At 43.9% G+C, this 23,260-nt stretch carries 16 protein-coding genes; 14 read left to right on the top strand and 2 right to left on the bottom strand.

From position 1 onward, the window contains the following. Positions 1-52: 52 nt before the first annotated feature. The gene (locus AC3E9V_RS07495) at positions 53-613 is read right to left on the bottom strand and encodes a DUF3575 domain-containing protein (protein ID WP_488752572.1); all 561 of its coding nucleotides are present in this window, start codon (positions 611-613) and stop codon (positions 53-55) included. 445 nt (positions 614-1,058) lie between these two features. Here AC3E9V_RS07495 and AC3E9V_RS07490 point away from each other — a divergent pair, with 445 nt between their 5' ends. The 9 genes from AC3E9V_RS07490 (at position 1,059) to thrC (ending at position 13,527) form a co-directional block, all read left to right on the top strand. Further along, complete coding sequence (locus tag AC3E9V_RS07490) at positions 1,059-1,949, top strand: branched-chain amino acid transaminase (RefSeq protein WP_488752571.1); 891 nt, start codon at positions 1,059-1,061, stop codon at positions 1,947-1,949. Beyond that, positions 1,949-3,622 carry a dihydroxy-acid dehydratase gene (ilvD, locus tag AC3E9V_RS07485; protein WP_488752570.1) on the top strand — a complete coding sequence of 558 codons (1,674 nt, stop codon included), beginning with the start codon at positions 1,949-1,951 and terminating at the stop codon, positions 3,620-3,622. Before AC3E9V_RS07490 ends, ilvD begins: the two co-directional genes overlap by 1 nt. A 1-nt stretch (position 3,623) precedes the next feature. Continuing rightward, a complete protein-coding gene (gene ilvB, locus AC3E9V_RS07480; RefSeq protein WP_488752569.1) occupies positions 3,624-5,369 on the top strand; it encodes a biosynthetic-type acetolactate synthase large subunit in 1,746 nt (581 codons plus the stop codon). A gap of 23 nt (positions 5,370-5,392) precedes the next feature. Next, a complete protein-coding gene (ilvN, locus tag AC3E9V_RS07475; protein ID WP_488752568.1) occupies positions 5,393-5,986 on the top strand; it encodes an acetolactate synthase small subunit in 594 nt (197 codons plus the stop codon). Between the two features lie 29 nt (positions 5,987-6,015). Further along, a complete protein-coding gene (gene ilvC / locus AC3E9V_RS07470; protein ID WP_488752567.1) occupies positions 6,016-7,062 on the top strand; it encodes a ketol-acid reductoisomerase in 1,047 nt (348 codons plus the stop codon). Between the two features lie 238 nt (positions 7,063-7,300). Further along, positions 7,301-8,563, top strand: a complete 1,263-nt coding sequence (gene ilvA / locus AC3E9V_RS07465; protein WP_488752566.1) for a threonine ammonia-lyase IlvA — start codon at positions 7,301-7,303, stop codon at positions 8,561-8,563. A 109-nt stretch (positions 8,564-8,672) separates the two neighbouring features. Then, a complete protein-coding gene (thrA, locus tag AC3E9V_RS07460) occupies positions 8,673-11,105 on the top strand; it encodes a bifunctional aspartate kinase/homoserine dehydrogenase I (RefSeq protein WP_488752565.1) in 2,433 nt (810 codons plus the stop codon). Further along, positions 11,106-12,029 (top strand): homoserine kinase, encoded by a 924-nt coding sequence (locus tag AC3E9V_RS07455; protein ID WP_488752564.1) that lies wholly within the window; start codon positions 11,106-11,108, stop codon positions 12,027-12,029. Positions 12,030-12,183: 154 nt separating this feature from the next. Beyond that, positions 12,184-13,527: a threonine synthase gene (thrC, locus tag AC3E9V_RS07450; protein WP_488752563.1), complete on the top strand. Its 1,344-nt coding sequence runs from the start codon at positions 12,184-12,186 to the stop codon at positions 13,525-13,527. Between the two features lie 127 nt (positions 13,528-13,654). Here thrC and AC3E9V_RS07445 read toward each other — a convergent pair whose 3' ends face one another. After that, positions 13,655-14,818, bottom strand: a complete 1,164-nt coding sequence (locus tag AC3E9V_RS07445; protein ID WP_488752562.1) for a leucine-rich repeat domain-containing protein — start codon at positions 14,816-14,818, stop codon at positions 13,655-13,657. A 215-nt stretch (positions 14,819-15,033) separates the two neighbouring features. Here AC3E9V_RS07445 and AC3E9V_RS07440 point away from each other — a divergent pair, with 215 nt between their 5' ends. From AC3E9V_RS07440 to AC3E9V_RS07420, 5 genes are all read left to right on the top strand, one after another. After that, positions 15,034-15,525 (top strand): hypothetical protein, encoded by a 492-nt coding sequence (locus AC3E9V_RS07440; protein ID WP_488752561.1) that lies wholly within the window; start codon positions 15,034-15,036, stop codon positions 15,523-15,525. Between the two features lie 94 nt (positions 15,526-15,619). After that, positions 15,620-18,649 carry a YHYH protein gene (locus AC3E9V_RS07435; protein WP_488752560.1) on the top strand — a complete coding sequence of 1,010 codons (3,030 nt, stop codon included), beginning with the start codon at positions 15,620-15,622 and terminating at the stop codon, positions 18,647-18,649. Positions 18,650-18,774: 125 nt separating this feature from the next. After that, complete coding sequence (locus AC3E9V_RS07430; protein WP_488752559.1) at positions 18,775-19,302, top strand: RNA polymerase sigma factor; 528 nt, start codon at positions 18,775-18,777, stop codon at positions 19,300-19,302. Positions 19,303-19,477: 175 nt separating this feature from the next. Further along, entirely contained in the window at positions 19,478-20,380 is a 903-nt protein-coding gene (locus AC3E9V_RS07425) for a FecR family protein (protein WP_488752558.1), read from the top strand. A 23-nt stretch (positions 20,381-20,403) separates the two neighbouring features. Beyond that, on the top strand, positions 20,404-22,986 hold the full coding sequence (locus AC3E9V_RS07420; protein WP_488752557.1) for a TonB-dependent receptor plug domain-containing protein: 2,583 nt from the start codon (positions 20,404-20,406) through the stop codon (positions 22,984-22,986). The last annotated feature ends 274 nt before the right edge of the window (positions 22,987-23,260 follow it).

Raw genomic sequence — 23,260 nt, 5'->3', positions numbered from 1 at the left:
TCCAGACGTGAAGCCTGGATCGCTTTTTTATTAGCCCTTAAAAGTTGTTTCTTTAAAAAGCAAACCCGATAGCAAAGGTTATGTCCGGTCGGAATCCGGTAAGGAAGCTACTATCCTCAAAGTCATCATTGGATCCATTCTCCACTTTGTATCCAAAATCTACATAACGCCCTCCGAACGCCAAATCTATCACAAAGCTTTCTCGCTTACCCAACAACCATTGGAAACCCGCCTTAGCTCCACCTCCGTATCGATAACCAGTAGCTTTGGTATCATCACCCTTTACTGTAAGTGCATCATAACTCAAAAAAGGAGCAACATAAAAGCCATCTATGGCATCACCTGTTACAAATATCCTATACTCAGGAGTAATACCAATTCCCGAAAAACCAAAACTATCGAAGTTGTAATCGAAATATGCAAGTCCAAGTTGAATAGATCCGTGATCATTGAGTTTTCGCTCGTAGGCAATCTTCCCTAATCCAATAATTAACCCAATTGGTCGGGCTTTGAAGGAATTCATTTTACCTTTTTCGGTCTCAGTGTCTTGCGCAAAAAGTGTGCTGGAACCTAATATAGAAAGTACAAAAAAAATGGTTAGACTCTTTTTCATGATAGTTTAAGTTTTGTTTTGAGCTAGGTTTACCAAACGGCATGCCATTTTAAGGAAAAACTACAGTTTTACAGTAAGAATAATTTTAGAAATCGTAATTAAATAAATCAATAAATCACCAAAAAACTCGAAATAGTTTTATTTTTACAATTATATAATTTTCTAAAATCGTAATTTTATTTATTTCTGTCGAAAAATAACAGAAGGTAGCTATGGTTTTGCAAGCTTATCTGCTAGTTTTGAAAAACAAAATGAGAACAATCGCTCTAAATATTGTCATTACTCGAATTATTATTCTTGTCATTACACTGGCAGGCAAAGGGAATGGCTGTATTTAGCTGAAAATAAAAAAGAAATACAAAGCGCCATTCCCCCCGGAATGGCGCTTTTTTTTGTCAAGTCAACCCAAACAAATGAGAGCGACTGATTAGAAAGGAGATTGAGTATGTATTATACAGATAAGACAGAGGTATTCCTGGATGGAAAGTGGATCAAAGCTAAAGATGCAAAAGCCAGTCTTTTTGATCAGACCCTACATTACGGTACAGGAGTATTTGAAGGGCTCCGGTCCTATAATAATGGAAACGGCTTCAACATCTTCAAGCCAGCAGAACATTTCAAAAGACTACACAGCTCCGCGGAAAAGGTTTTTCTCAAGGTCCCGTATTCTGTAGAAGAGCTGATCCAGGTGGCCTATGAGCTTATCGATAGAAATAACCTAACTAATGCCTACATAAGACCCCTGGTATTTGCAGGACCAAATATGATCTTAGCGCCGGCAAAAGAGGTTCACGTATTCATGACGGCCTGGAAGTGGGCAAAGTATCCAGGTTATGAGCCACTAAACACCATGATTTCCTCCTACGTGAAACCCAGTCCTAAATCCACTCCCATCGATGCAAAAATTGTAGGAAATTATTCTTCAAACACCCTGGCTTCAGCGGAAGCCAAAAAGCTGGGCTATGATGAAGCCATACTTCTGGACCATGAAGGAAACGTAACCGAAGGACCAGGCAGTAATATTTTTTATGAAAAAGACGGTGAACTTTTTACCCCTAAAGAAGGCAACATATTACCCGGTATAACCCGTGCCACCATTCTGGAACTGTGTAAAGAACTGGGTGTAAAAGTAACCGAAAAAGACATTTCACCTGAGGAGCTATACAAAGCTGACTATGCGTTCTTCTGTGGTACAGCTACTGAAGTGACAGCTATCAGCTCTGTAAATGGAGAAAAATTCGATAAAGATTGGGATGAGTCAATCGGACATACACTCCATATCCTCTACCAGCAAAAAGTAATGTTTGACGAATACCAGGGATTGACAATCGTATAATGACCGAACTTAATAACTATAGTAAAACAATTACGCAGGATCCTTCTCAACCTGCATCTCAGGCACAACTGTATGCTACCGGACTGACCGAAGAAGACATGGACAAAGCTCAGGTGGGCATCGTTTCCACAGGGTTTGAAGGGAATCCATGCAACATGCATCTCAATATCCTGGCTCACCAGGTAAAAAAGGGTGTGAAGGAATCAGGCCTGGTAGGGCTTATTTTTCACACCATAGGAGTAAGTGACGGGATCTCCAACGGAACCGTAGGAATGAAATATTCTCTTATTTCAAGGGATATCATTGCTGATTCCATAGAAACGGTAGTCAATGCACAGTTTTATGACGCGGTAGTACCAGTAGTAGGCTGTGATAAAAATATGCCTGGCGCCATTATAGCCCTCGGCCGACTCAACCGTCCGGGACTTATGGTCTACGGTGGATCTGTAAAACCCGGGAAGTGGAAAGGTGAGGATTTGAATATCGTCTCTGCCTTCGAAGCATATGGGAAAAAGCTCTCAGGGACCATCTCAGATGAAGACTATAAAGGCGTAATCAAAAACTCCATCCCCGGCCCTGGAGCATGTGGCGGCATGTACACTGCAAACACAATGGCTTCTGCTATAGAAGCCATGGGGATGAGTCTGCCATATAGTTCTTCCAACCCCGCTGAAAGTGATAATAAAAAGACTGAAACCGAACGAGTCGGCCTGGCTGTAAGAGTTCTCCTTGAAAAAAACATCCTGCCACGCGATATCATGACCAGGGAGGCTTTTGAAAATGCCATCACCACGATAATGGTCCTGGGAGGCAGCACCAATGCTGTACTACACCTGATTGCCATGGCGCGGTCTGTAGATGTGGATATTACCCTGGATGATTTTCAGCGGATCAGTGACAAAACTCCCTTCCTGGCAGACTTGAAACCCAGCGGTAAATACCTAATGGAAGACCTTCATAAAATAGGTGGTGTGCCAGGCGTTTTGAAAATACTGCTTCGGGAAGGCTACCTGCATGGAGACTGCATGACCGTAACCGGCAAAACTTTAGCAGAAAACCTGGAAGAGCTAGCGGACCTCAACGAAGGTCAGGACCTGTTCTTTTCTTTTGATAAACCCATAAAACCAAAAGGTCACTTACAGATCCTCCGGGGCAATCTGGCTCCTGAAGGCGCCGTGGCCAAGATCACAGGTAAGGAAGGTGAGATCTTTGAAGGACCAGCCAGGATCTATGACGATGAGTTTGAAGCGATAAAAGGCATTGGTAAGGAAGTTCAGAAGGGTGAAGTGATCGTCATCCGCTACAGCGGACCGAAAGGCGCTCCCGGTATGCCGGAAATGCTGAAACCAACCAGTGCAGTCATGGGAGCCGGTCTTGGGAAGGATGTAGCACTGATTACAGACGGACGTTTTTCAGGCGGATCCCACGGGTTTGTGGTAGGTCATATCACTCCTGAAGCTCAGGAAGGCGGACCGCTTGGACTCATTAAGAATGGAGACATCATCCGTATTGATGCAACCAAAAACCTATTGGAAGTAAAACTAACTGACGAAGAACTGGAAAATAGAAAAAAAGCCTGGGTACAACCGGCCTACAAAGCCACAAAAGGCGTTTTAAAAAAATACATCAACTCTGTAAAATCAGCTTCTGAAGGCTGTGTAACTGATGAATAAGATGAACAAGAATATGAATACACCCACACTTGAGGCAGCAAAAAAGCCTACCAAATCCTCGATCAAGGTATCAGGGGCTGAGGCCGTTCTATTATGCTTAATCGAAGAAGGTGTAGACGTCATATTCGGCTATCCGGGTGGTGCGATCATGCCCATCTACGATGCGCTTTATGGCTACACCGACAAGTTAGAGCATATTCTCACCAGACACGAACAAGGAGCTGCACATGCAGCACAGGGCTATGCACGAGTCACAGGCCGTACAGGCGTCTGCTTTGCTACTTCCGGACCAGGAGCTACTAACCTGATCACCGGTCTGGCAGATGCCCAGATAGATTCAACTCCGATGGTGGCCATCACAGGTCAGGTGGTCTCACATCTTTTGGGTACCGATGCCTTTCAGGAAACTGATGTAGTGGGTATTTCCATGCCAGTGACCAAATGGAATTATCAGGTCACCAGAGCGGAAGAGATTCCGGAAGCGATGGCAAGAGCATTCTATATCGCTGAATCCGGAAGACCAGGGCCCGTTTTAATAGACATTACGAAAGACGCTCAACTTCAGGAGTTCGAGTTCTCTTATCAGAAATGTGACAAAATAAGGAGTTACCATCCCTACCCTTCCCTGGATGAATCCAGGGTCTCGGAAGCGGCTAAGCTCATCAATGAAGCTAAAAAACCATTCCTTTTAGTAGGTCATGGTGTCCTGATCTCTGAGGCTCAGAAAGAACTGATTGCTTTTGCTGAAAAAGCAGGCATACCCATGGCCTCTACACTGATGGGACTATCTGCAGTACCGGTTAGTCACCCGCTTTATGTGGGGTATTTAGGCATGCATGGCAACTATGGACCCAATATAAAAACCAACGAGTGCGACCTGTTGATTGCAGTGGGAATGCGCTTTGATGACAGGGTAACAGGTGACTTATCAAAATATGCTAAACAAGCCAAAGTCATCCATATTGAAATTGATCCTGCCGAGATCGATAAGAATGTAAAAACGGATGTTGCAATCAACGCCGATGCTAAGCAGGCATTGCAATCTCTTTTCAAAAAAGTAGATAAAAACGATCATAGCGAATGGTTGACCGAATTTCACGAATGTGATAAAATAGAAGACGAGAAGGTCACACAAAAGGAGATGTTCCCGAAAGATGGACCAGTATTGATGGCTGAAGTGATCAAAAAGATCTCTGATAAGACCGAAGGAAAGGCAGTCATTGTGACTGATGTGGGACAGCACCAGATGATCGCCTCACGATACTATGAGTTTGCTGATACAGACTCCAACGTAACTTCAGGCGGATTAGGTACTATGGGATTTGCTTTACCGGCCTCCATGGGAGCCAAAAAGGGCCAGCCTGATAAGGAGGTGATTGCAATTATTGGTGATGGAGGATTTCAGATGACCATTCAGGAGCTTGGGACCATCTTCCAAAGTAACATTGGAGTGAAGATCCTTATTCTGAATAACAATTTTCTTGGCATGGTTCGTCAGTGGCAGCAACTTTTCCATGAAAAAAGGTATTCTTTCACTGAACTGACTAACCCCAATTTCCAGAAAATAGCAGAGGGCTACAATATCAAAACCAACAAGGTTGTTGAGCGGAAAGACCTGGAGAAAGCTTTGGATGAATGGCTGGCGTTTGATGGGCCATGCATGCTGGAAGTAGTAGTAGAAAAAGAAGAGAATGTATTCCCGATGGTGCCTTCAGGTGCTTCAGTGTCAGACATTCGATTGGAGTAATAACCCTTTAGAATCAAGAAGTTATGTCAAATTCATTATATAGCGAAGATCATTCTGATAAAGTGAAAAAAGAATTTACACTGTCGGTCCTTACTGAAGACAAAGCAGGTCTTCTTAATCATATTACGATCATTTTCACCAGGAGGAAAATGAATATAAGCAGCCTGAACGTCTCCACTACAGAAGTAGCGGGCGTATCACGATTTACCATTGTGCTCACCAGTACCAGGGAGACCATAGAGAAGGTAGTGAAACAGATCAGAAAGCTTATTGATGTTTTGGGTGCCTTTGTTTACGAAGAAGATCAGATCTACTACCAGGAGATCGCTTTGTATAAGGTACCGACCAAGGTTTTTCTCAATGGGAGCAAAATCGAGGACCTGGTGCGAAATAATGGAGCCCGGATCCTGGTAATTGAAGAGGATCACATCATCATCGAGAAAACGGGGCATAAAAAAGACACCCATGATCTATATAAAAAACTGGAGCCGCACGGACTCCTGGAGTTTGTTCGCTCAGGTAGAGTGGCCATCTCCAAATCCAAAAGAAAAACAGAAGCTTATATCAAGCAACTGGAAGAAAGTGAATCACACAGATTAAGCATAAAAGATTTTTAAACATACTTTATTACAAACAAAACAGAACAATGGCAAAAATTAACTTTGGAGGAGTAGAAGAGGAAGTAGTAACCCGAGAGGAATTTCCTTTATCGAAAGCACAAGAAGTTTTAAAAGATGAAACTGTAGCTGTAATCGGTTATGGTGTTCAGGGACCGGGACAGGCGCTGAACCTGAAAGACAATGGCATCAATGTAATTGTCGGTCAGCGTAAAAATTCCAAAACCTGGGACAAAGCTGTAGCAGACGGATGGGTTCCTGGCGAAACGCTGTTCGAAATAGAAGAAGCCTGTGAGAAAGGAACGATCCTACAGTTTCTGCTATCTGATGCCGGACAGATCAAAGTGTGGCCTACAGTCAAAAAACACCTGACAGCCGGAAAAGCGCTTTACTTTTCTCACGGCTTTGGTATCACGTACAAAGAGAAAACAGGGATCATTCCTCCCGAGGACGTAGATGTGATTCTTGTGGCTCCAAAAGGCTCCGGAACCTCACTGAGAAGACTATTTGTAGAAGGAAAAGGACTGAACTCAAGCTTCGCCATCCACCAGGATGCAACTGGTAAAGCACGCGAGCGAGTGGTTGCACTTGGGATCGGTGTTGGATCCGGATACCTGTTTGAAACAGACTTTTACAAAGAAGTATCTTCTGACCTGACTGGCGAGAGAGGTACACTGATGGGCGCTATCCAGGGGCTGTTCAGAGCACAGTACGAAGTATTGCGAGCCAACGGACACTCTCCTTCTGAGGCCTTCAATGAAACCGTAGAAGAAGCCACTCAATCACTGTATCCGCTGATTGCTGAAAATGGCATGGACTGGATGTATGCCAACTGCTCTACCACTGCTCAGCGAGGAGCTCTCGACTGGATGGGTCCTTTCTATGAAGCTACCAAACCCGTTTTTGAAAAGCTTTACAAGTCTGTGACCGATGGTATCGAAGCACAAAAATCTATCGACAGCAACTCACAGCCCGACTACCGTGAAAAATTGGAAGAGGAGCTGAAAGAGCTGGAAGAATCAGAAATGTGGCGAGCAGGGAAAGCGGTACGAAAGCTACGTCCTGAAAACAATTAACAATTTAATGTCATTAAGATAAGGGTTGAAATTTCACAGAATCAGTCATTCCAGCAATGGAATCTATTTACTATAAAAACGAAAATGCTCAACTTGATCAAAAACTCCGTGACTGGAGTGACCTTATCTTAATGGCATTACTTAACAATTAATGGTAAATTGATAATGGAGAATTAGGGTCATTAAAAACCGAATCATTCATTCTCCATTTTCAATTTTCCATTCTCAATTACACAATATGCCAGTCAAAACCACCTTCCGACCGGAAATAGAGGATATCAAAAAGGCACATAACAACCTGAGCAAGGTTGTATATGAAACGCCATTGCAATATAGCTTCAACCTTAGCGAACGGTATGATGCGGATATCTACCTCAAGCGGGAAGACACACAAATTGTGCGCTCATACAAAATCCGGGGAGCCTATAACAAAATCACCTCCTTAAGCAAAAAGGAGCTGTCAAATGGTGTGGTCTGTGCAAGTGCCGGAAATCACGCTCAGGGCGTTGCATTTTCCTGTTTTAAGCTGGGAGTAAAAGGGGTGATCTTCATGCCTACGCCTACTCCGAAACAAAAGGTGCAGCAGGTACTGATGTTTGGTAAAGACAAAGTGGAGGTAGTGCTGAAGGGAGACACCTTTGACGATGCTTACCAGCTTGCCATGGAGTACTGCAATGAGCATAACAGCACGTTTGTGCATCCATTTGATGACCCGAAGGTGATTGAAGGTCAAGCAACAATCGGTCTTGAGCTTTTTAAAGAAGCCAACTTTGGAATAGACTTTTTATTCCTGCCGGTGGGTGGCGGTGGATTGTCTGCAGGTGTATCCAGTGTCATGAAGGTGCTCAGCCCAAAGACAAGCATCATTGGTGTGGAACCTGCGGGAGCTCCTGCCATGTATGAGTCTTTCCAAAAGGGCGAGCTGGTCACACTTAGCCATATCGACAAATTCGTAGATGGAGCTGCGGTAAAACGAGTGGGAGAACACACCTTCCCTCTCTGCAAAGAAAATATTGACGAAATCGCTTTGGTAAAGGAAGGAAAGCTCTGCTCGTCACTCATAAGCATGTACAACGAAAGTGGTATCGTGCTGGAGCCGGCCGGCGCGCTTTCTGTCGCCGTTTTGGATCAATACAGAGAACAGATCAAAGGTAAAAATGTAATTTGCCTGCTTTCAGGAAGCAACAACGACATTACACGAACGGAAGAGATCAGGGAGCGATCTTTACTACACGAAGGACTGATGCACTACTTCATTGTGCGGTTTCCGCAAAGAGCCGGCGCACTGAAAGAATTTGTAGCAGAAGTTTTGGGTCCGGATGATGATATTATTCATTTTGAATACACTAAAAAGACTTCACGCGAAAAAGGTCCTGCGGTGGTCGGCATAGAGCTGAAAACCAAAGAAGATTTTGAGCCCCTGCTTTCACGTATGAAGCAAAGAAATTTTTTCGGGGAGTATCTCAATGAGAAACCCGACTTGTTTAGTTATATGATTTAAAAATTGACGTTGACCATTGACTACTGGCATTGGCCCATTTATCGTCAAATATTCAGTCAACGGTCAGTAGTAGATTAAAGGTCAACAGTCAACAGCCAACAGTCAAAATATGAAAGTACTAAAATTTGGAGGCACTTCAGTAGGAAGCGAAGAATCTATACGACAGGTTGCCAGGATCGTTCATTCATCCGTTGATCAGCTGGTATTGGTCACTTCAGCAGTGGGAGGAGTTACAGACCAGCTGGTGAAGATATCCGAAAAAGCTGCAGCTGGTAACCGTGAATATGCCTCACTTCTCGAAGCAGTGAAGGTACAGCATGAACAACTCTACTACAACCTGGTGGAAAACAAGCCGGATGAGAAGTTTTACAAGATCATTGATGAGCTGGAAGACGTAGCCAGAGGAGTATGGTTATTAAAAGAACTGACTCCCCGTAGCTGCGATTATATCCTCAGCTCAGGAGAGCGCCTGTCCTCGCTGATCCTTTTTGAATTTTTCAGAAATGAGGGAATAGATATCAGCCTGTTTGACAGTCGTAAATACATCATTGCAGATGATCACTTCGGGCATGGGAATGTAAACTTCAAGCTTACGACTAAAAACCTGGAAGAAGTAAGTAAGACTTTCAGCAAAGTCAATCTTTTCCCCGGATACATAGCTTCAACTGAAGAAAATGAAACCATTACCCTGGGGCGTGGAGGGTCTGACTACACCGCAGCTATCATTTCCGGTGTTCTCAATGCCGAGCACTTTGAAGTATGGACTGACGTGGACGGGCTTATGACCGCAGACCCCCGTATGGTAAAGCGAGCCCATCACATTGAGCATGTATCATATGAAGAGGCGTTGGAGCTGTCGCATTTTGGGGCAAAGGTGATCTACCCTCCCAGTATCCAGCCGGCATTGGATAAAGGAATCCCTATCACCATCAAAAACACATTTAATCCGGAGCATTCCGGTACACTCATCACCAAAGAGTGGGATGAAGACAAGCAACTGATCCGCGGCATCTCCAGTATAAAAGATATATCACTGGTTACCCTGAGTGGGAGCAGCATGGTGGGAATACCCAAATTTTCCTACCGTCTGTTCAGAGCATTGTCTGAAGCCAGGATCAACGTAATCCTGATCACTCAGGCCAGCTCCGAGCACACCATCAGTGTAGGTATCGATGCTAAGGATTCCAAAAGAGCTGTAAAAGCTCTAAACTCTGAGTTTACTGATGAGATAACCATGCATCGTATTGACCCGGTAATCGTAGAGAAAGACCTCTCAATCATTGCACTGGTAGGTTCTAACATGAAAAATCAGGTAGGTGTCAGTGGTCAGATGTTTAATGTGCTGGGGAAAAACGGTGTAAGTATCAAGGCAATCGCTCAGGGTTCCTCAGAGCGAAACATCTCAGCAGTAATAGCCAGGGATGACTTAAATAAATCACTTAATGTTCTTCACGAAAGCTTCTTCCTTTCTGTAATGAAGCGCATCAACCTGTTTATCATCGGAACAGGAAATGTTGGAAAGGCTTTTATTGAGCAGCTGGTACAACAGTTTTCTTACCTGAAGAAACATCACCAGCTCAATATCAAGATCATAGGGCTTGCAAACTCACGGCAGATGCTTTTTGAAAAGGATGGCACTCCCCTTTCCAAGTGGGAAGAATCGCTGGAGAAAGGAGAGAAATTTTCCAAAGAGCTTTTCCTGCAGCAGATGTATGAAATGAACTTACGCAACAGTATTTTCATTGACATTACTGCATCGGCCGAGATTGCCGATTTGTACCCGGAGATCTTGAAGAAAAGCATTTCTGTAGTTACTCCAAACAAAATTGCAGCGACAGGTCCGCAGGCACAGTACCTGAACCTGAAGGGGGTGACCAAGCGATATGGCAGCCAATTTTTATTTGAAACCAATGTGTGTGCAGGCTTACCCATTCTTTCTACACTAAGCGATCTGGTACGTAGCGGAGATCAGGTTCACGAGATCCAGGCGGTCTTATCCGGTACGCTCAACTTCCTTTTTAACGAATACGATGGTAAAAAGAAGTTTGTGGAAGTAATCAAAAAAGCGAAAGAGCTTGGATACACCGAACCCGACCCAAGATTGGATCTGTTTGGTGAAGATGTGAAACGCAAGATCCTAATCCTCATCCGCGAGAGTGGTTACACCTTTGAGTATGAAGATATCGAGCTGAATTCTTTCCTTCCAAAAAGCTGTGTGGACAGCTCCTCCATTGAGGACTTCTATGAAAAAGTGACCAAAGAAGAAGAGCACTTTAAAAACCTCTATAAAAAGGCAAATGACAAGGGCAATCGACTGAAAGTAGTTGCCAAATACGCCAATGGACATGGCTCAGTAGGGCTGGAAGAAATTGACCCTGCGCATCCTTTCTTCAACCTGGAGGGTAAAGACAACATCGTGTTGTTTTACACAAACCGCTACAAAGAGCAGCCTTTGGTCATAAAAGGTGCAGGTGCAGGCGCTGATGTTACAGCCTCAGGTATTTTTGCGGATGTATTACGGATCGCTCAATCTGACCTGTAAATGGAGAAAATAAAAGTATTTGCTCCTGCCTCAGTTGCGAATGTTGGGCCAGGCTATGACACATTTGGGTTTGCTATTGAACAGCTGGGGGACATCATTCAGCTCGCAAAGCGAGCTGATAACAAGCTAAATGTACTACCTACTGAAGGGGCTGATCTCCCCACAGATCCCAGGAAAAACGTGGCAAGTGTAGCCATTCAGTCACTCCTGGATTACCTGGAGAGTGACCAGGGTTTTGACATACAGATCAAAAAGATCTTCAAGCCCGGCAGTGGACTTGGCTCCAGTGCCTCCAGTGCTGCAGGTGCTGTTTTTGCCGCCAATGAGCTCCTTGGACGTCCCCTCAGGCTGGAAAAGCTGCTTCCGTATGCACTGGAAGGTGAAGCGCTGGCTTCAGGGTCGATCCACGCGGACAACGTGGCTCCTTCCCTGCTCGGAGGATTTCAGGCGGTCAGAAGCTATGATCCTTTGGAGCTCTTCTCAGTCACCCCTTCGGAAAAACTAAGGGTACTCATCATTTTTCCGGATGTAGAGGTCAAAACGTCTGAAGCTAAAGGTCTGGTACCAAAAGAGCTCTCAGTAAAAGACGCACGGGATCAGTGGGGCAATGTTGGAGCTTTAATCCATGCGCTTCATACGGATAATTTCCCTCTGCTATCAAGGTCCATTACTGACAAGATTGCAGAACCTGTAAGAAAAATGCTTATTCCTGAATACAATACCGTCAAACGAACAGCTAAGGAATTTGGGTCGGTGGGATTTAATATTTCCGGGTCAGGACCAAGCATGTTCGCCCTGTTTACCAGCTCGGAGGCGGCCAGAGTGTGCATGACCAAAATCGAGAAGATCTATCAGAAAGTAAATCTTCCGGTGATGTTGCACCTTTCGAAAATAAATCCTGTAGGTTGTCAAATCATACAATAATGCCATTAAGATAAGGTTGAAATTTCAAATAATCAGTCATTCCCGAAATGGAATCTATGTATTATGAAACGAAAAAGCTTAATTTGATCAAAGACTCCATGACCGGAGTGACCATATCTTAATGGCATTAAATCATATAAATTAAATCATCCCAATGACCCGAAACTTCGGGACGGGAGTCAGAGTCAACAAGTCAAAGTCAACAGTTACTATGAAATTTTACAGCACCAACCGCCAGTCAGCGCCGGTATCTTTTAAAGAAGCAGTCATCAAAAGCCTGCCCGAGGATCAGGGTCTGTACTTCCCTGAAGAAGTTCCGGAACTGGATTTTCTCTTTTTGGAAACCATGGATCACTACTCACTTCCTGAGATAGGAGCTGAAGTCATGCGCCAGTTTACCAAAGTAGACATTCCGGAGGCCAAGCTCCAGGAAATCCTTAACGACTGCCTCAGCTTTGACATCCCCGTGGTAGAGGTTGAAAAAAACATTCATTCACTGGAGCTTTTCCATGGACCTACCTATGCCTTTAAAGATGTAGGTGCACGCTTTCTGGCAAGATGCCTGGGGTATTTCAATGAAACTGAAAACAAAGAAGTCACAATCCTGGTAGCCACCTCAGGTGATACCGGTGGCGCCGTAGCTTCCGGGTTTTATGAGGTGCCTGGTGTGAATGTAGTGATCCTCTATCCTACCGGGAAAGTGAGCCCGCTCCAGGAAAAACAGCTGACGACTTTGGGTAAAAACATCAAAGCCCTGGAGATAGAGGGAAACTTTGACGACTGTCAGACAATGGTAAAAAAGGCTTTCCTGGACAAGGAGCTTAACGAGAAGCTCAACCTGAGCTCGGCAAACTCTATCAATGTTGCCCGGTGGCTACCTCAGTCCATTTACTACTTCCATGCCTACAGCCAGTTGAAAAATAAAAAGAAGGTAGTATTTGCGGTACCTTCCGGCAACTATGGCAACATTACTGCGGGAATGATCGCCAAAAAGATGGGACTGGAGATCGAGCGATTTATAGCCGCATCAAACGCCAATGATGTCATCCCACGCTACCTGAAAGATGGGAATTACGAACCACGACCTACCATCCAGACCCTGTCAAACGCAATGGACATAGGGGATCCAAGTAACCACCCCAGGATACTGGAGCTCCATGAGCGGGAGTTTAAAAACATCATTAAGCATGTCTCAGGCTTTTCATTAAGCGATGAGCAAACCCTGGCTGTGATGAAAGCCTGTAAGGAATCGACAAACTATACCCTCGATCCACATGGAGCCATCGCTTACGAGGCTTTGAAACAAAACCTGGGTAAAAAGGAGACCGGAGTATTTCTGGAAACAGCACATTACAGCAAGTTTTTGAGTACCGTAGAAAAAGCTCTGGGGCAGGAGGTTGAGCTCCCGGGATTTGTAGATGAGCTGATGAAAAAGGAAAAAGAGAGTATTGTGCTGGATAATCGCTATGATGCTTTCAAGGAGTTTTTGATGGGGTAGCTCACTATATAACATCGTAAGCCCAGATTCAACTATTTAAAACTCCTCTTACTTACAAAATTCCTGTTGTTTTAAGAGGATTATGGAGAAGTAATTGCTGTGTGCACAAAGTTCAATATCAGGCAATTCAATCAAAAACTATTTCTGTATCAGCAAGCGAGGCTTTAAGTTGGCTTTTTATTTCGGGAGCTAATTGGTTTCCTTCCAGAAATAATTTTTCCAAATGCTTCATCTCAAATAATTCCATGGGAAGTTGGGTTATTTGATTGTTAGCTAATGCAAGTATCTTAAGGTTTTTTAGTTTAATAATACCTGGCGAAATGGATTCGATACTGTTATTGCTTAAATCAAGACCCTTTAATCTTTTCAATTCATAAATTTCATATGGTATATATCGGAACTTATTGTTTGTTAATGACAATACATTCAAAAATTTAAGCTTTTGAAATTCACTTGGTAAAGAATCCAACTCATTATTGTCAAGGTGTATTTCAAGTATTGGAGAAAACCTTTTGAAGTTATTAGGTAAGTTACTTAGATCGTTATTTCTAAGATCAATAACCCGGTAGTCCTCTAAGAATATGTCATCCGCTAATTCAGTCAGAGATTGATCTGACAAATCAAGTTCAGGTGGCGAATGGATCATCCAGGGTTTTGCTCCAGCTGTGATCTTCTTAATTTCACCATATCCAATTATCACTATCTCTGAAAAAGCATTGAATAAACCAATTTCGTCTTTCAAATCAAATCTCCGTGGTTTACCACCTATTTGGAAGATAAAAGGGACCGCAAAACGAGAAACAACAGCTTGACCCTGATACTTGGCGGGAATCCAGTATTTTGGCACAAATTGCTTTACATTTTGTAAAGCTTCCTCACCGCATCCATGGCCAATGTCTTTTTGGATGACAAAATCATAAGGGTGTCCGAGACTATCTACAGAAAAGGTAATTACAACCAGTCCCTCCGCTTTGTTTCTTCTAGCTTCAGTAGGGTAATCCATATTGTCACATACTTGTCTGTAAAGTGTTCCGAGGCTACCCACCATACGTGGATAGATAGTTGGTTTAACTTTTTGCCATTCGTTGTTGTATTTTATTACATAGTAAGAAGAATCTGGTTTAAGATATAAGATGGTTCCGTTGTTGTAATTGATTTTTAGGTCTAGGGTTTCGCCATCATCATAATATTCCCAAAAACTGACTTTTTTACCATCCTTAACATACCCTTTTTCGAAACCATTATTAAAATGACTTACCTGGCAATATGCCTGACTTGAATAGAGTAGCAATAAGTATATGATATATTTAACTGACAACCTCATAACTAAATTTAAGTGCTCCAAAGAGGAGAACGCAACTAACTTTATTCTACACCCCAAGAATTCTGAATTTTAGATTTAAAAATAAAACAAATGATTTCAGAATAATAACTCAAGTTTTTTAATACCAAAGTAGGGTTCCCACAAGCCTCCCCGTTTTACCCGTGTTACCAACACTAAATGACATGAAAAGAACGGTCATCTCAGGGATCATTTTTTTATTGGTTCTTTACTCTCAGCACGCATCGGCCCACTCCGAAATGGCCGGAAGGCTCATAATCAAAGATTTTCAAAATGAAGTCTACATCAAGGCAATCCTGGAAAAGCGCTTTCTCACCATTGCCCTGATGAATGAAGGGGACTGCCCGCCCAAAGAAATGTTGGAAAACTGCGGGGACCACTACTTCAGAGAACATGTAAAGCTTAGCCTGAACGAAGAAGCTGTTAAGCTGGAAAAGTTATCCTTTTACGTGACTCAAAATGAAGTAGTCTTTTCCTACAAGCTGTCCAAAACGACTGAAGACATAACATCAATAGGAATCAAGAGTGATTACCTGCTGAAGTATAACAGTCACGCCATCCTTCGCGCACAATTTGATGTAAATAATATTTCAAAATCCTTTGACCTGGATGCTCAGAGAAAATCCATTCAGGCCGATCTAACCAGCAACATATGAAATGAGCATAATGCTCAACTTAGATATTGAGCAATACCAACCAGGTATGATCAAAGAGTTGTAGCAAACCGCTTATTTCGCAACCTTTAAACACATGAAACAATTAATACTCCTCTTATCCCTTTTACCTTATTTTGGGTATACTCAAACCTGTGACCCGGATGCGGTCTATGCAGTAGAAGATGCCAATGCAGTCTGCTATGAAGTAGTAGACAATGTCCGCTACGTCTACACCAACAACTATCCGGATCATGATGATACTTCTATAAGTAAATCAAGTTTTGATCTGGCAGCCAGCGATAAAGAGTATGCTATGTGTGCCTACCCGGAGAAATCGGCATCAACAACTCCTCTTTATGAAGAAACTGAAACCACGGTCGGGTGTACCTACAATTACACATTTGGTGTCAGTATCAATGGTGTGAAGTATGACCCCAACTCTGCAGAATACTTTGAGAATACGGAAACCGGAGAAAATAATATTGAGTGGCATGTGGAGGCCCGTTACATATTCAGCTCAGGATTTGGAAATAATGGCGGACACTTAAATCCCTTCGGAGAGTATCATTACCACGACATCCCTGCTGATTACTTTACAAATGACTTAAACATTGATGGATCAGAACATTCACCAATCGTCGGGTACTCAGCGGATGGTTTCCCAATCTATTACAAGTATATCTATACGGATGCCACAGATAGTACAAGTGCAATTCTTACCGCATCGTCCAGCTACTCACTAAAATCCGGATCCAGACCTGGTGATGGAGTTTCAGCACCCGATGGAGCATACTCAGGCCTCTATTATGAAGATTATGAGTATTCTGCTGCCAGCGCTGTGCTAGATGAATGCAATGGCCGATATGGTGTCACTCCGGACTACCCGTATGGAACCTACTACTACGTGCTTACTGACAACTACCCGTATATACCCAGGTGCTTTAAAGGTACGGCAGTAGATAATACTTTTCGCGTGGGCCCAGGTCCTTCCTGCCCTGCATCCACCGCTTCAACGGATTGCGCGGTAGCAGTTTATGGTTGCATGGACCCTTTCTCTACCAACTACAACCCCGATGCGAATGTAGATGACGGCAGCTGTACTTATAGCTCATGTGAAACATCCATTACCATGGATTCATCATCAGAACCTTCATGCTTTAATACATCAGATGGTAGTATCACGGTCTCAATATCCGGATTCACTAACCCTACCTACTCCTGGTCAAGTGGCGGCACTTCAGAGACCGAGTCAGGATTAAGTGCCGGAACTTATACAGTAACTGTAACGGGAGATGAATGTACAGATGAGCTGGAAATCACCCTTTCTGCACCTGATACACTGACCTATACCGTCAGCAGTACGGAAGCAAGCTGTGGTGGCTCTGACGGATCGTTAACATTTACAGCCTCAGGCGGAGACGGCGGGCCTTATACCTACAGCATTGATGGTGGCACCACCTTTCAGTCATCCGGCGCATTCTCTGGTCTGGCATCAGGGACCCATTCCATAATCATTAAAGATGCTTCAGGTTGTCAAATCAATGCCTCCGGAACCGTATCAGAAACGGGGGCTCCTGTTGCTCCATCCGTATCCGGTGATGCTACCTACTGTAGTGGAGAAGCCATAGTCGATCTCACAGTAACCGGAAACGGAGGAACCTACACCTGGTATAGTGATGAAGGGCTTACCAACATGCTGGCAACAGGCACCAGTACTTATACACCGTCCGAAACGTCAGGAGCAGTAACGTACTATGTTACTGAAAGTTCCGGGGATTGTGAAAGCCCTGCTGCCACCGCAACAGTCACCATTAATACGCTTCCATCAGTTGAAGCTACATCAACCTCAACCATGATCTGCCAGGGTGATTCTGTCACACTTTCAGGGTCAGGAGCAGACTCCTATTCCTGGGACAATGGTGTGACAGATGGGGTAGCATTTGTGCCCACAGCTACTACTACCTACACGGTAACTGGCACAGGTGCAAATAACTGTACTGCTACAGCTCAGGTCACTGTCACCGTAAATGAGACCCCAACAGTTGGCGCCTCAGCTACGGAAACGGCCATCTGTCAGGGTAATTCAGTAACACTAACAGGATCCGGAGCTACAGATTATTCCTGGGACAATGGTGTGACCGACGGGGTAGCTTTTACTCCGGAAGAAACAACTGCTTATATAGTCACAGGTACGAGCACCAATGGATGTTCAGGAACAGATACGATCACAGTTGAAGTAAACCCCACACCTACAGTCATTGCAGATGCTTCAGCTACTACTATATGTGAAGGGGAATCTATCGTGCTAACTGGTACAGGGGCGGCATCCTACAGCTGGGATAATGAGGTAGTAGACGGAGCCTCATTCGTTCCACCTACATCGTCAGTTTATTCGGTAACTGGCACTGATGAGAATGGATGCTCAGCCTCTGACCAGGTTTCTATTACCGTAAATGAAGTTCCCGAAGTAACCGCTTCTGCTTCCTCTACTACACTATGCCCTGGCGAGTCTGTGACCCTGACCGGAGGTGGAGCCTCCACTTACAGCTGGGACCGGGGGGTTACTGATGGCGAAGCCTTCACACCTGCCGAAACTGCTACTTATACTGTAACCGGAACAAACCTTTCCGGCTGTTCTTCCACAGCTGAGGTGACCGTTTCTGTCACAAACCTTACTGCAGAGGTTTCACACAGTGGAGGGAGCCTGGTAGCCACTGCATCAGACGCATCTTACCAATGGATAGATTGTTCTACAGACGAACCAATTGCCGGGGCAACAAGCCAGACCTTTTCTCCGGGGTCAGCGGGCAGCTATGCGGTGGAGGTAACAGGGAATGGGTGTACAGTTACGTCCACCTGCCTGAATTTCACTTTGCTTTCCGCTTCTGTGCAAAAGCAGGTAACCTTCTATCCCAATCCTGCAAGAGATATTATCACCATTCGCTCAGGCAGTACGCGGGCCACAATCCGCATCATTGACCTGGCAGGCAACACCCTGCTCAGTCAGGATGCTGAAGCCACAGGAGAGACAAAAATAGACCTGAGAGCGATAAGACCGGGCACTTACCTATTGCAGATAATCAGCGAAGAGATCCAGTCATTTAAACTTTCTAAGAAACTATAGCGGTGATTTGCAAAGATGCCAAAACCGGAACCTGAGAGTTCCGGTTGCATCTTTCTACACACTTAATAACTGCTGACCATAGAGAATATTTATATTTGATCCACAAACGCAACTGGTGGACAAGAATGAATAACACTTCGATCTGTGAAGAACAAGTCTTTGCAGAAGTGCATAAACAGCACGCAGCTCCTTTAAGGAATTTTCTTTTTTACAAAATGGGTAGCCTTGAAAAAGCTAAGGATTTTGCCCAGGAGGCCTTTATAAGGCTATGGAATAACTGTAGCAAGGTGGTATTTGAAAAAGCAAAAAGTTATCTTTTCACAACTGCTAATCGGCTGTTTTTAGATGAGATGGATCATCAAAAAGTGGTTCTGAAATTTCAATACCGGCAAAACACTCAGGAGAGTCAGATAGAAACCAACCCGGAATTTCTCTACCGGCAGGAAGAGTTTAAGGATTACCTGGAAGAGGCAGTTTCTGCTCTCCCTGAAAAGCAACGGGTGGTTTTCCTTATGAGTCGTATTGACAAAATATCCAATAAGGAGATTGCCGAAACTTTGGATCTCTCCATCAAAACTGTGGAAAAGCACATTACCAGCTCACTGAAATCACTTAGGCAAAAACTGGACGGTATAACCAATCTGAAGATCTAAGGAGAGTTTGGGGAGACTTAAATAAGGATACTAATTCATGCCATCACTAAGTTGATGAAATCCTTGTTTTATAAGTTAAGAAGCTGAGTGATGGCATGAATAACTTTATTAGTAATCAGGACACTAAGGAGGGTTTGGGGAGTCTTTCCCGTTTTACAATAAAAGCAGCATTACCATGGCAGCAGAAGATAAAGATCAGGAACTAAATCGTTGGTTAAAGGGGGAACTGACAGATGATCAGCTAAAAGAGCTATCCGCTGAAGACCTGCGAAAATATAAGCAGATCCTTCACGAGATAGATCAGTGGTACCCGGCAAAAGAGGGTCAGCCATTTTCATCAGGTGATATCCTTCGGAAAAAGAAAAGCATTCAACGGACCCTCGGAATGCCGCACTATTTGTCAATTGCTGCATCCATCATTTTGGTCATTGCTGCTATTTGGATCTTTGTGCCTGAAAGTAAGACATCCTACCGGGCAGACAACGCCATCCGAGAGGTGATGCTGCCAGATGGAAAATCTGTCTTAACTCTGGCCAAAGGCGCAGAAGCAAGCTGGACAGAGGCAGATTGGAAAAAAGGGGGAAGAATTCTGAGCCTCTCAGGAAAAGGATTTTTAGAAGTGGAAAAAGGAGGGCCTTTCAAAGTTCTGACGGAGCAGGGACAGGTAGAAGTTCTCGGAACATCTTTTGAGGTAGCAACCTTTCCCGAAGGAATGAAAGTATCCTGTTTTGAAGGGTTGGTGAAAGCTACTGTTGCATCGGATTCCGTCCTGATAGCCATGGGTGAGTCATACAGATACTATGCAGGACAATGGGAAGATAAATTGACCATGGACAAAGGTTATACTCCCTCCTGGATGCAGGATAAAACCAGCTTTACCAATGCGCCATTGAAAGAAGTGATTGCAACCCTTGAAAATGAATTTGAAATAGAAATTATAGAAGGCTCAGTAAATCTGGAAAGAAGATTTACCGGTACCTTTCCCAATGATCAACTTGATGTTGCCTTACAAATTGTATTTGATCCATTTGACATCCGCTATGAGCTAAAAGGAGAAAAATTATATTTGTCTGAATAACCGGCCAGCCAATACCGATATAGATGAGATTATTTTTAGTAACAACCGTCTGCTTATTTTACGTGGTAAGCTACGCTCAGAAACCGCTAGAAAAAAAGAACGTTTCGGAGTTTATTCAATACTTTGAAGAGCAGGAAAACATAACGTTTGCATATGATGCAGAGCTACTGGAGCAGTTATCCTCCCCCATTGAAGTAAGCCAGTTAACCCTTAAAGCGTTTATATCCAAAGCAGAATCTGAGCTGCCAATAGCCTTTACTCAAGTCAATGAATCATATTACACCGTAAAACTGATCGAGGCTTCCTACTCCCTGACCATTAACAGCTCTGAAAAAACACAACCCATCCCCTATGAACTTGGTGTCATGATTTTAGTAAACAGTCATCCCATTAAGGTTTATCAGGACAGTTCTAATATTTCTTTCAACTATAAACCTCACCCTCATGATACAGTTGAAATTTATGTGCCTGGATTTGAGAGAAGGAGGCTGGATTTTCTGACTGTCCTGCATAGTCGAAATTTTGATATTCTGCTCAGTCCGGACATTATGGAGCTTTCCGGTGTGACTATCGAAGATTACCTCACCTCCGGAATAGACATGAACCCGTCTAATCAGAGTATTTCCATTGACGTAACGGACCTGCCTCTGCTGCCCGGAGAAACGGACGGAGACCTTTTTGCATCAATTGCGGCTTTACCGGGGATCACAACCCCTGACAACCGACCCGGCAACCTGTTTATCCGTGGAAGTACCACAGACCAATCACTGGTCCTGTTTGAGGATATTCCCATTTATCACCGGGGCCATTATTACGGAACCATATCACCATATAATCCCAAGATGGTAGATGATGTAAAAGTTTACCGAAATGGTTTTCATCCCCGGCTTGGGGGCCGGGTGGGAGGAGCTATTGAGATCAACTCTTCAGACCAACCAAAAGATGCACCGCAATCAGGCCTGGGGTCAAACACCCTCTATGGCATGGCTTATACAAAACTCCCCTTGATCAGCAACAAGCTAAGTTTATCCGTTGGCGCCAGAAGGTCTTATCCATTCAGCTTTAAATCACCAAAACTCCAATCCATTACAGATATGGTCTTTGCAGGTTCTGCTGTGGAAGATTCATCAGGAACGATCAGAGAAAATGTGGAAGTACTTTTTGAAGACTACCATGGCAAGCTTTCCTGGAAACCGGCAGCTAAACACCTGCTTTCCGTTACTTCGATCTACACTCAATCAAAAGCCGATTATTATGCTGGTCGGATGCAGAGCATACCAGAGCAAAGTCGTATTTCCAACCTGGGATTAAATGCACAATGGCGCTTTAAACCAAATAACAAGATCACCTCAAACCTATCGGTGACATCATCTGATTATTTATTGGAGTTCAAATCCAATGAGGCACTTGAAAAGATGAGCCCGGAAGTAGATGGCGGCTATTCCATCAATGAAATTAAGGATTTGGGTGCTGTAGAAGAAGTAACTTTCAGCCTTCCGGGAAAGAACCAGTTGCAAGTTGGATTAGACTACAAGTTTCAGTACACCGATTATAATTATAAGGCCAATAACCAACGTGGACCACAACAAGTTTTGGTCATAGCAAGTGACACTTTTAGTGCTCACTCCATCTCCCCATTTCTCAATTTTGAGTGGAACAATCTAAAAAAGTTTTACTTGCAACTCGGGATTAGGGGGACCTATTATGAACCACTCAGTGATTTTCGTGTGGCCCCTCGCCTCTTCCTAAACTATTTTGCTAATAATCAGGTCACCTTAAAAGGATCTTATGGAAAATACTACCAGTACCTCAGTCAGGTCAAAAACCTGGAGTTTAGTAGTGGAGGGTTTGACAATGAGCTCTGGCTACTGGCAGATGCTTCTCAAAAGATTATCAGGGGAGATCAGTCCATGGTAGGAGCCATTTTTAACCTGGATTCCTGGATCTTAGACATTGAGGGTTATTACAAGACGGCCAATAACGTAACATACAGTCAAAGAAGATTCTCAAACACCAGTACCTTTACTCCTGCAGACCATGAGTATTACGGGTTAGATCTGTTCATTAAGAAAAAGGTCAATGAATCACTCACCTTCTGGACTGGTTATTCATGGAGCGAATCCAGGATAACCTTTGATAGTGCTACACATGTAACTTACGATTCTAAATACAGCCAACCTCATGTATTTTACCTGGGAGGATCTTTCTCAAAGGATCGATGGAAGGTTTCCGGAGGCTGGAAATATGCATCGGGGCTAGTGGCTAATTCCCTGTACGTGATTGAAACACAGCTATCTTACGAGCGAAACAGCAGCCGGAGACCTCCTCCACCGGCGGGTGCTCCACCTCCACCCGACCCATTTAGCGATATACCGTTCAGATATCCTAACGTGCACATGCTGGACCTATCTGCCTCCTACGAAATTCCTGAAACAGCAACCAGGAGATGGTCCGCTACTTTTGGCATATCGCTGATCAATGTATACGACCAGGACAACCTTACGGACCAGGTGATCCGTATCGGCAGACCTGAACCAATCCCCACCTTTTACGACCGGGAGGCCATTCAGTTTGCCCCTAACCTGATGGTGATCTTTGAGTGGTAGAGGTCAGTAAGAATTAATAAGGTAGACCGTTAACTTAAGAACGTTAGTCACTCCCGAAGGGAGTCTATCGATAAGGCTACCAATCTTCTTAAAATCCACCATAAATACCTGCCGAAGCCCCGTTACGAGCATGACGAGGAAATAGAAATGCCTGAATCCGACGGATAGTCACTCCCGAAGGGAGTCTATGATAAGCTACAAAATCTTCTGAAATAGATAAAAGGTCATTCATTCTAATGCAAAGACTTACACGATTTCCTGAAAAAACAGATCG

The sequence above is a fragment of the Marinoscillum sp. HNIBRBA16962 genome (assembly GCF_057801515.1).
The sequence above is the reverse complement of the archived record's forward strand: the minus strand, read 5'-3'. Positions and strand labels throughout refer to the sequence as shown.

What these genes read in the sequence shown, in the direction of transcription:
- AC3E9V_RS07490 (WP_488752571.1), top strand. Translation starts at nt 1,059, where the DNA reads ATGTATTATACAGATAAGACAGAGGTATTCCTGGATGGAAAGTGGATC.
- ilvB (WP_488752569.1), top strand. Translation starts at nt 3,624, where the DNA reads ATGAACAAGAATATGAATACACCCACACTTGAGGCAGCAAAAAAGCCT.
- ilvD (WP_488752570.1), top strand. Translation starts at nt 1,949, where the DNA reads ATGACCGAACTTAATAACTATAGTAAAACAATTACGCAGGATCCTTCT.
- AC3E9V_RS07435 (WP_488752560.1), top strand. Translation starts at nt 15,620, where the DNA reads ATGAAACAATTAATACTCCTCTTATCCCTTTTACCTTATTTTGGGTAT.
- AC3E9V_RS07425 (WP_488752558.1), top strand. Translation starts at nt 19,478, where the DNA reads ATGGCAGCAGAAGATAAAGATCAGGAACTAAATCGTTGGTTAAAGGGG.
- AC3E9V_RS07495 (WP_488752572.1), bottom strand. Translation starts at nt 613, where the DNA reads ATGAAAAAGAGTCTAACCATTTTTTTTGTACTTTCTATATTAGGTTCC.
- ilvN (WP_488752568.1), top strand. Translation starts at nt 5,393, where the DNA reads ATGTCAAATTCATTATATAGCGAAGATCATTCTGATAAAGTGAAAAAA.
- ilvC (WP_488752567.1), top strand. Translation starts at nt 6,016, where the DNA reads ATGGCAAAAATTAACTTTGGAGGAGTAGAAGAGGAAGTAGTAACCCGA.
- AC3E9V_RS07430 (WP_488752559.1), top strand. Translation starts at nt 18,775, where the DNA reads ATGAATAACACTTCGATCTGTGAAGAACAAGTCTTTGCAGAAGTGCAT.
- AC3E9V_RS07455 (WP_488752564.1), top strand. Translation starts at nt 11,106, where the DNA reads ATGGAGAAAATAAAAGTATTTGCTCCTGCCTCAGTTGCGAATGTTGGG.
- AC3E9V_RS07440 (WP_488752561.1), top strand. Translation starts at nt 15,034, where the DNA reads ATGAAAAGAACGGTCATCTCAGGGATCATTTTTTTATTGGTTCTTTAC.
- AC3E9V_RS07420 (WP_488752557.1), top strand. Translation starts at nt 20,404, where the DNA reads ATGAGATTATTTTTAGTAACAACCGTCTGCTTATTTTACGTGGTAAGC.
- thrC (WP_488752563.1), top strand. Translation starts at nt 12,184, where the DNA reads ATGACCCGAAACTTCGGGACGGGAGTCAGAGTCAACAAGTCAAAGTCA.
- thrA (WP_488752565.1), top strand. Translation starts at nt 8,673, where the DNA reads ATGAAAGTACTAAAATTTGGAGGCACTTCAGTAGGAAGCGAAGAATCT.
- ilvA (WP_488752566.1), top strand. Translation starts at nt 7,301, where the DNA reads ATGCCAGTCAAAACCACCTTCCGACCGGAAATAGAGGATATCAAAAAG.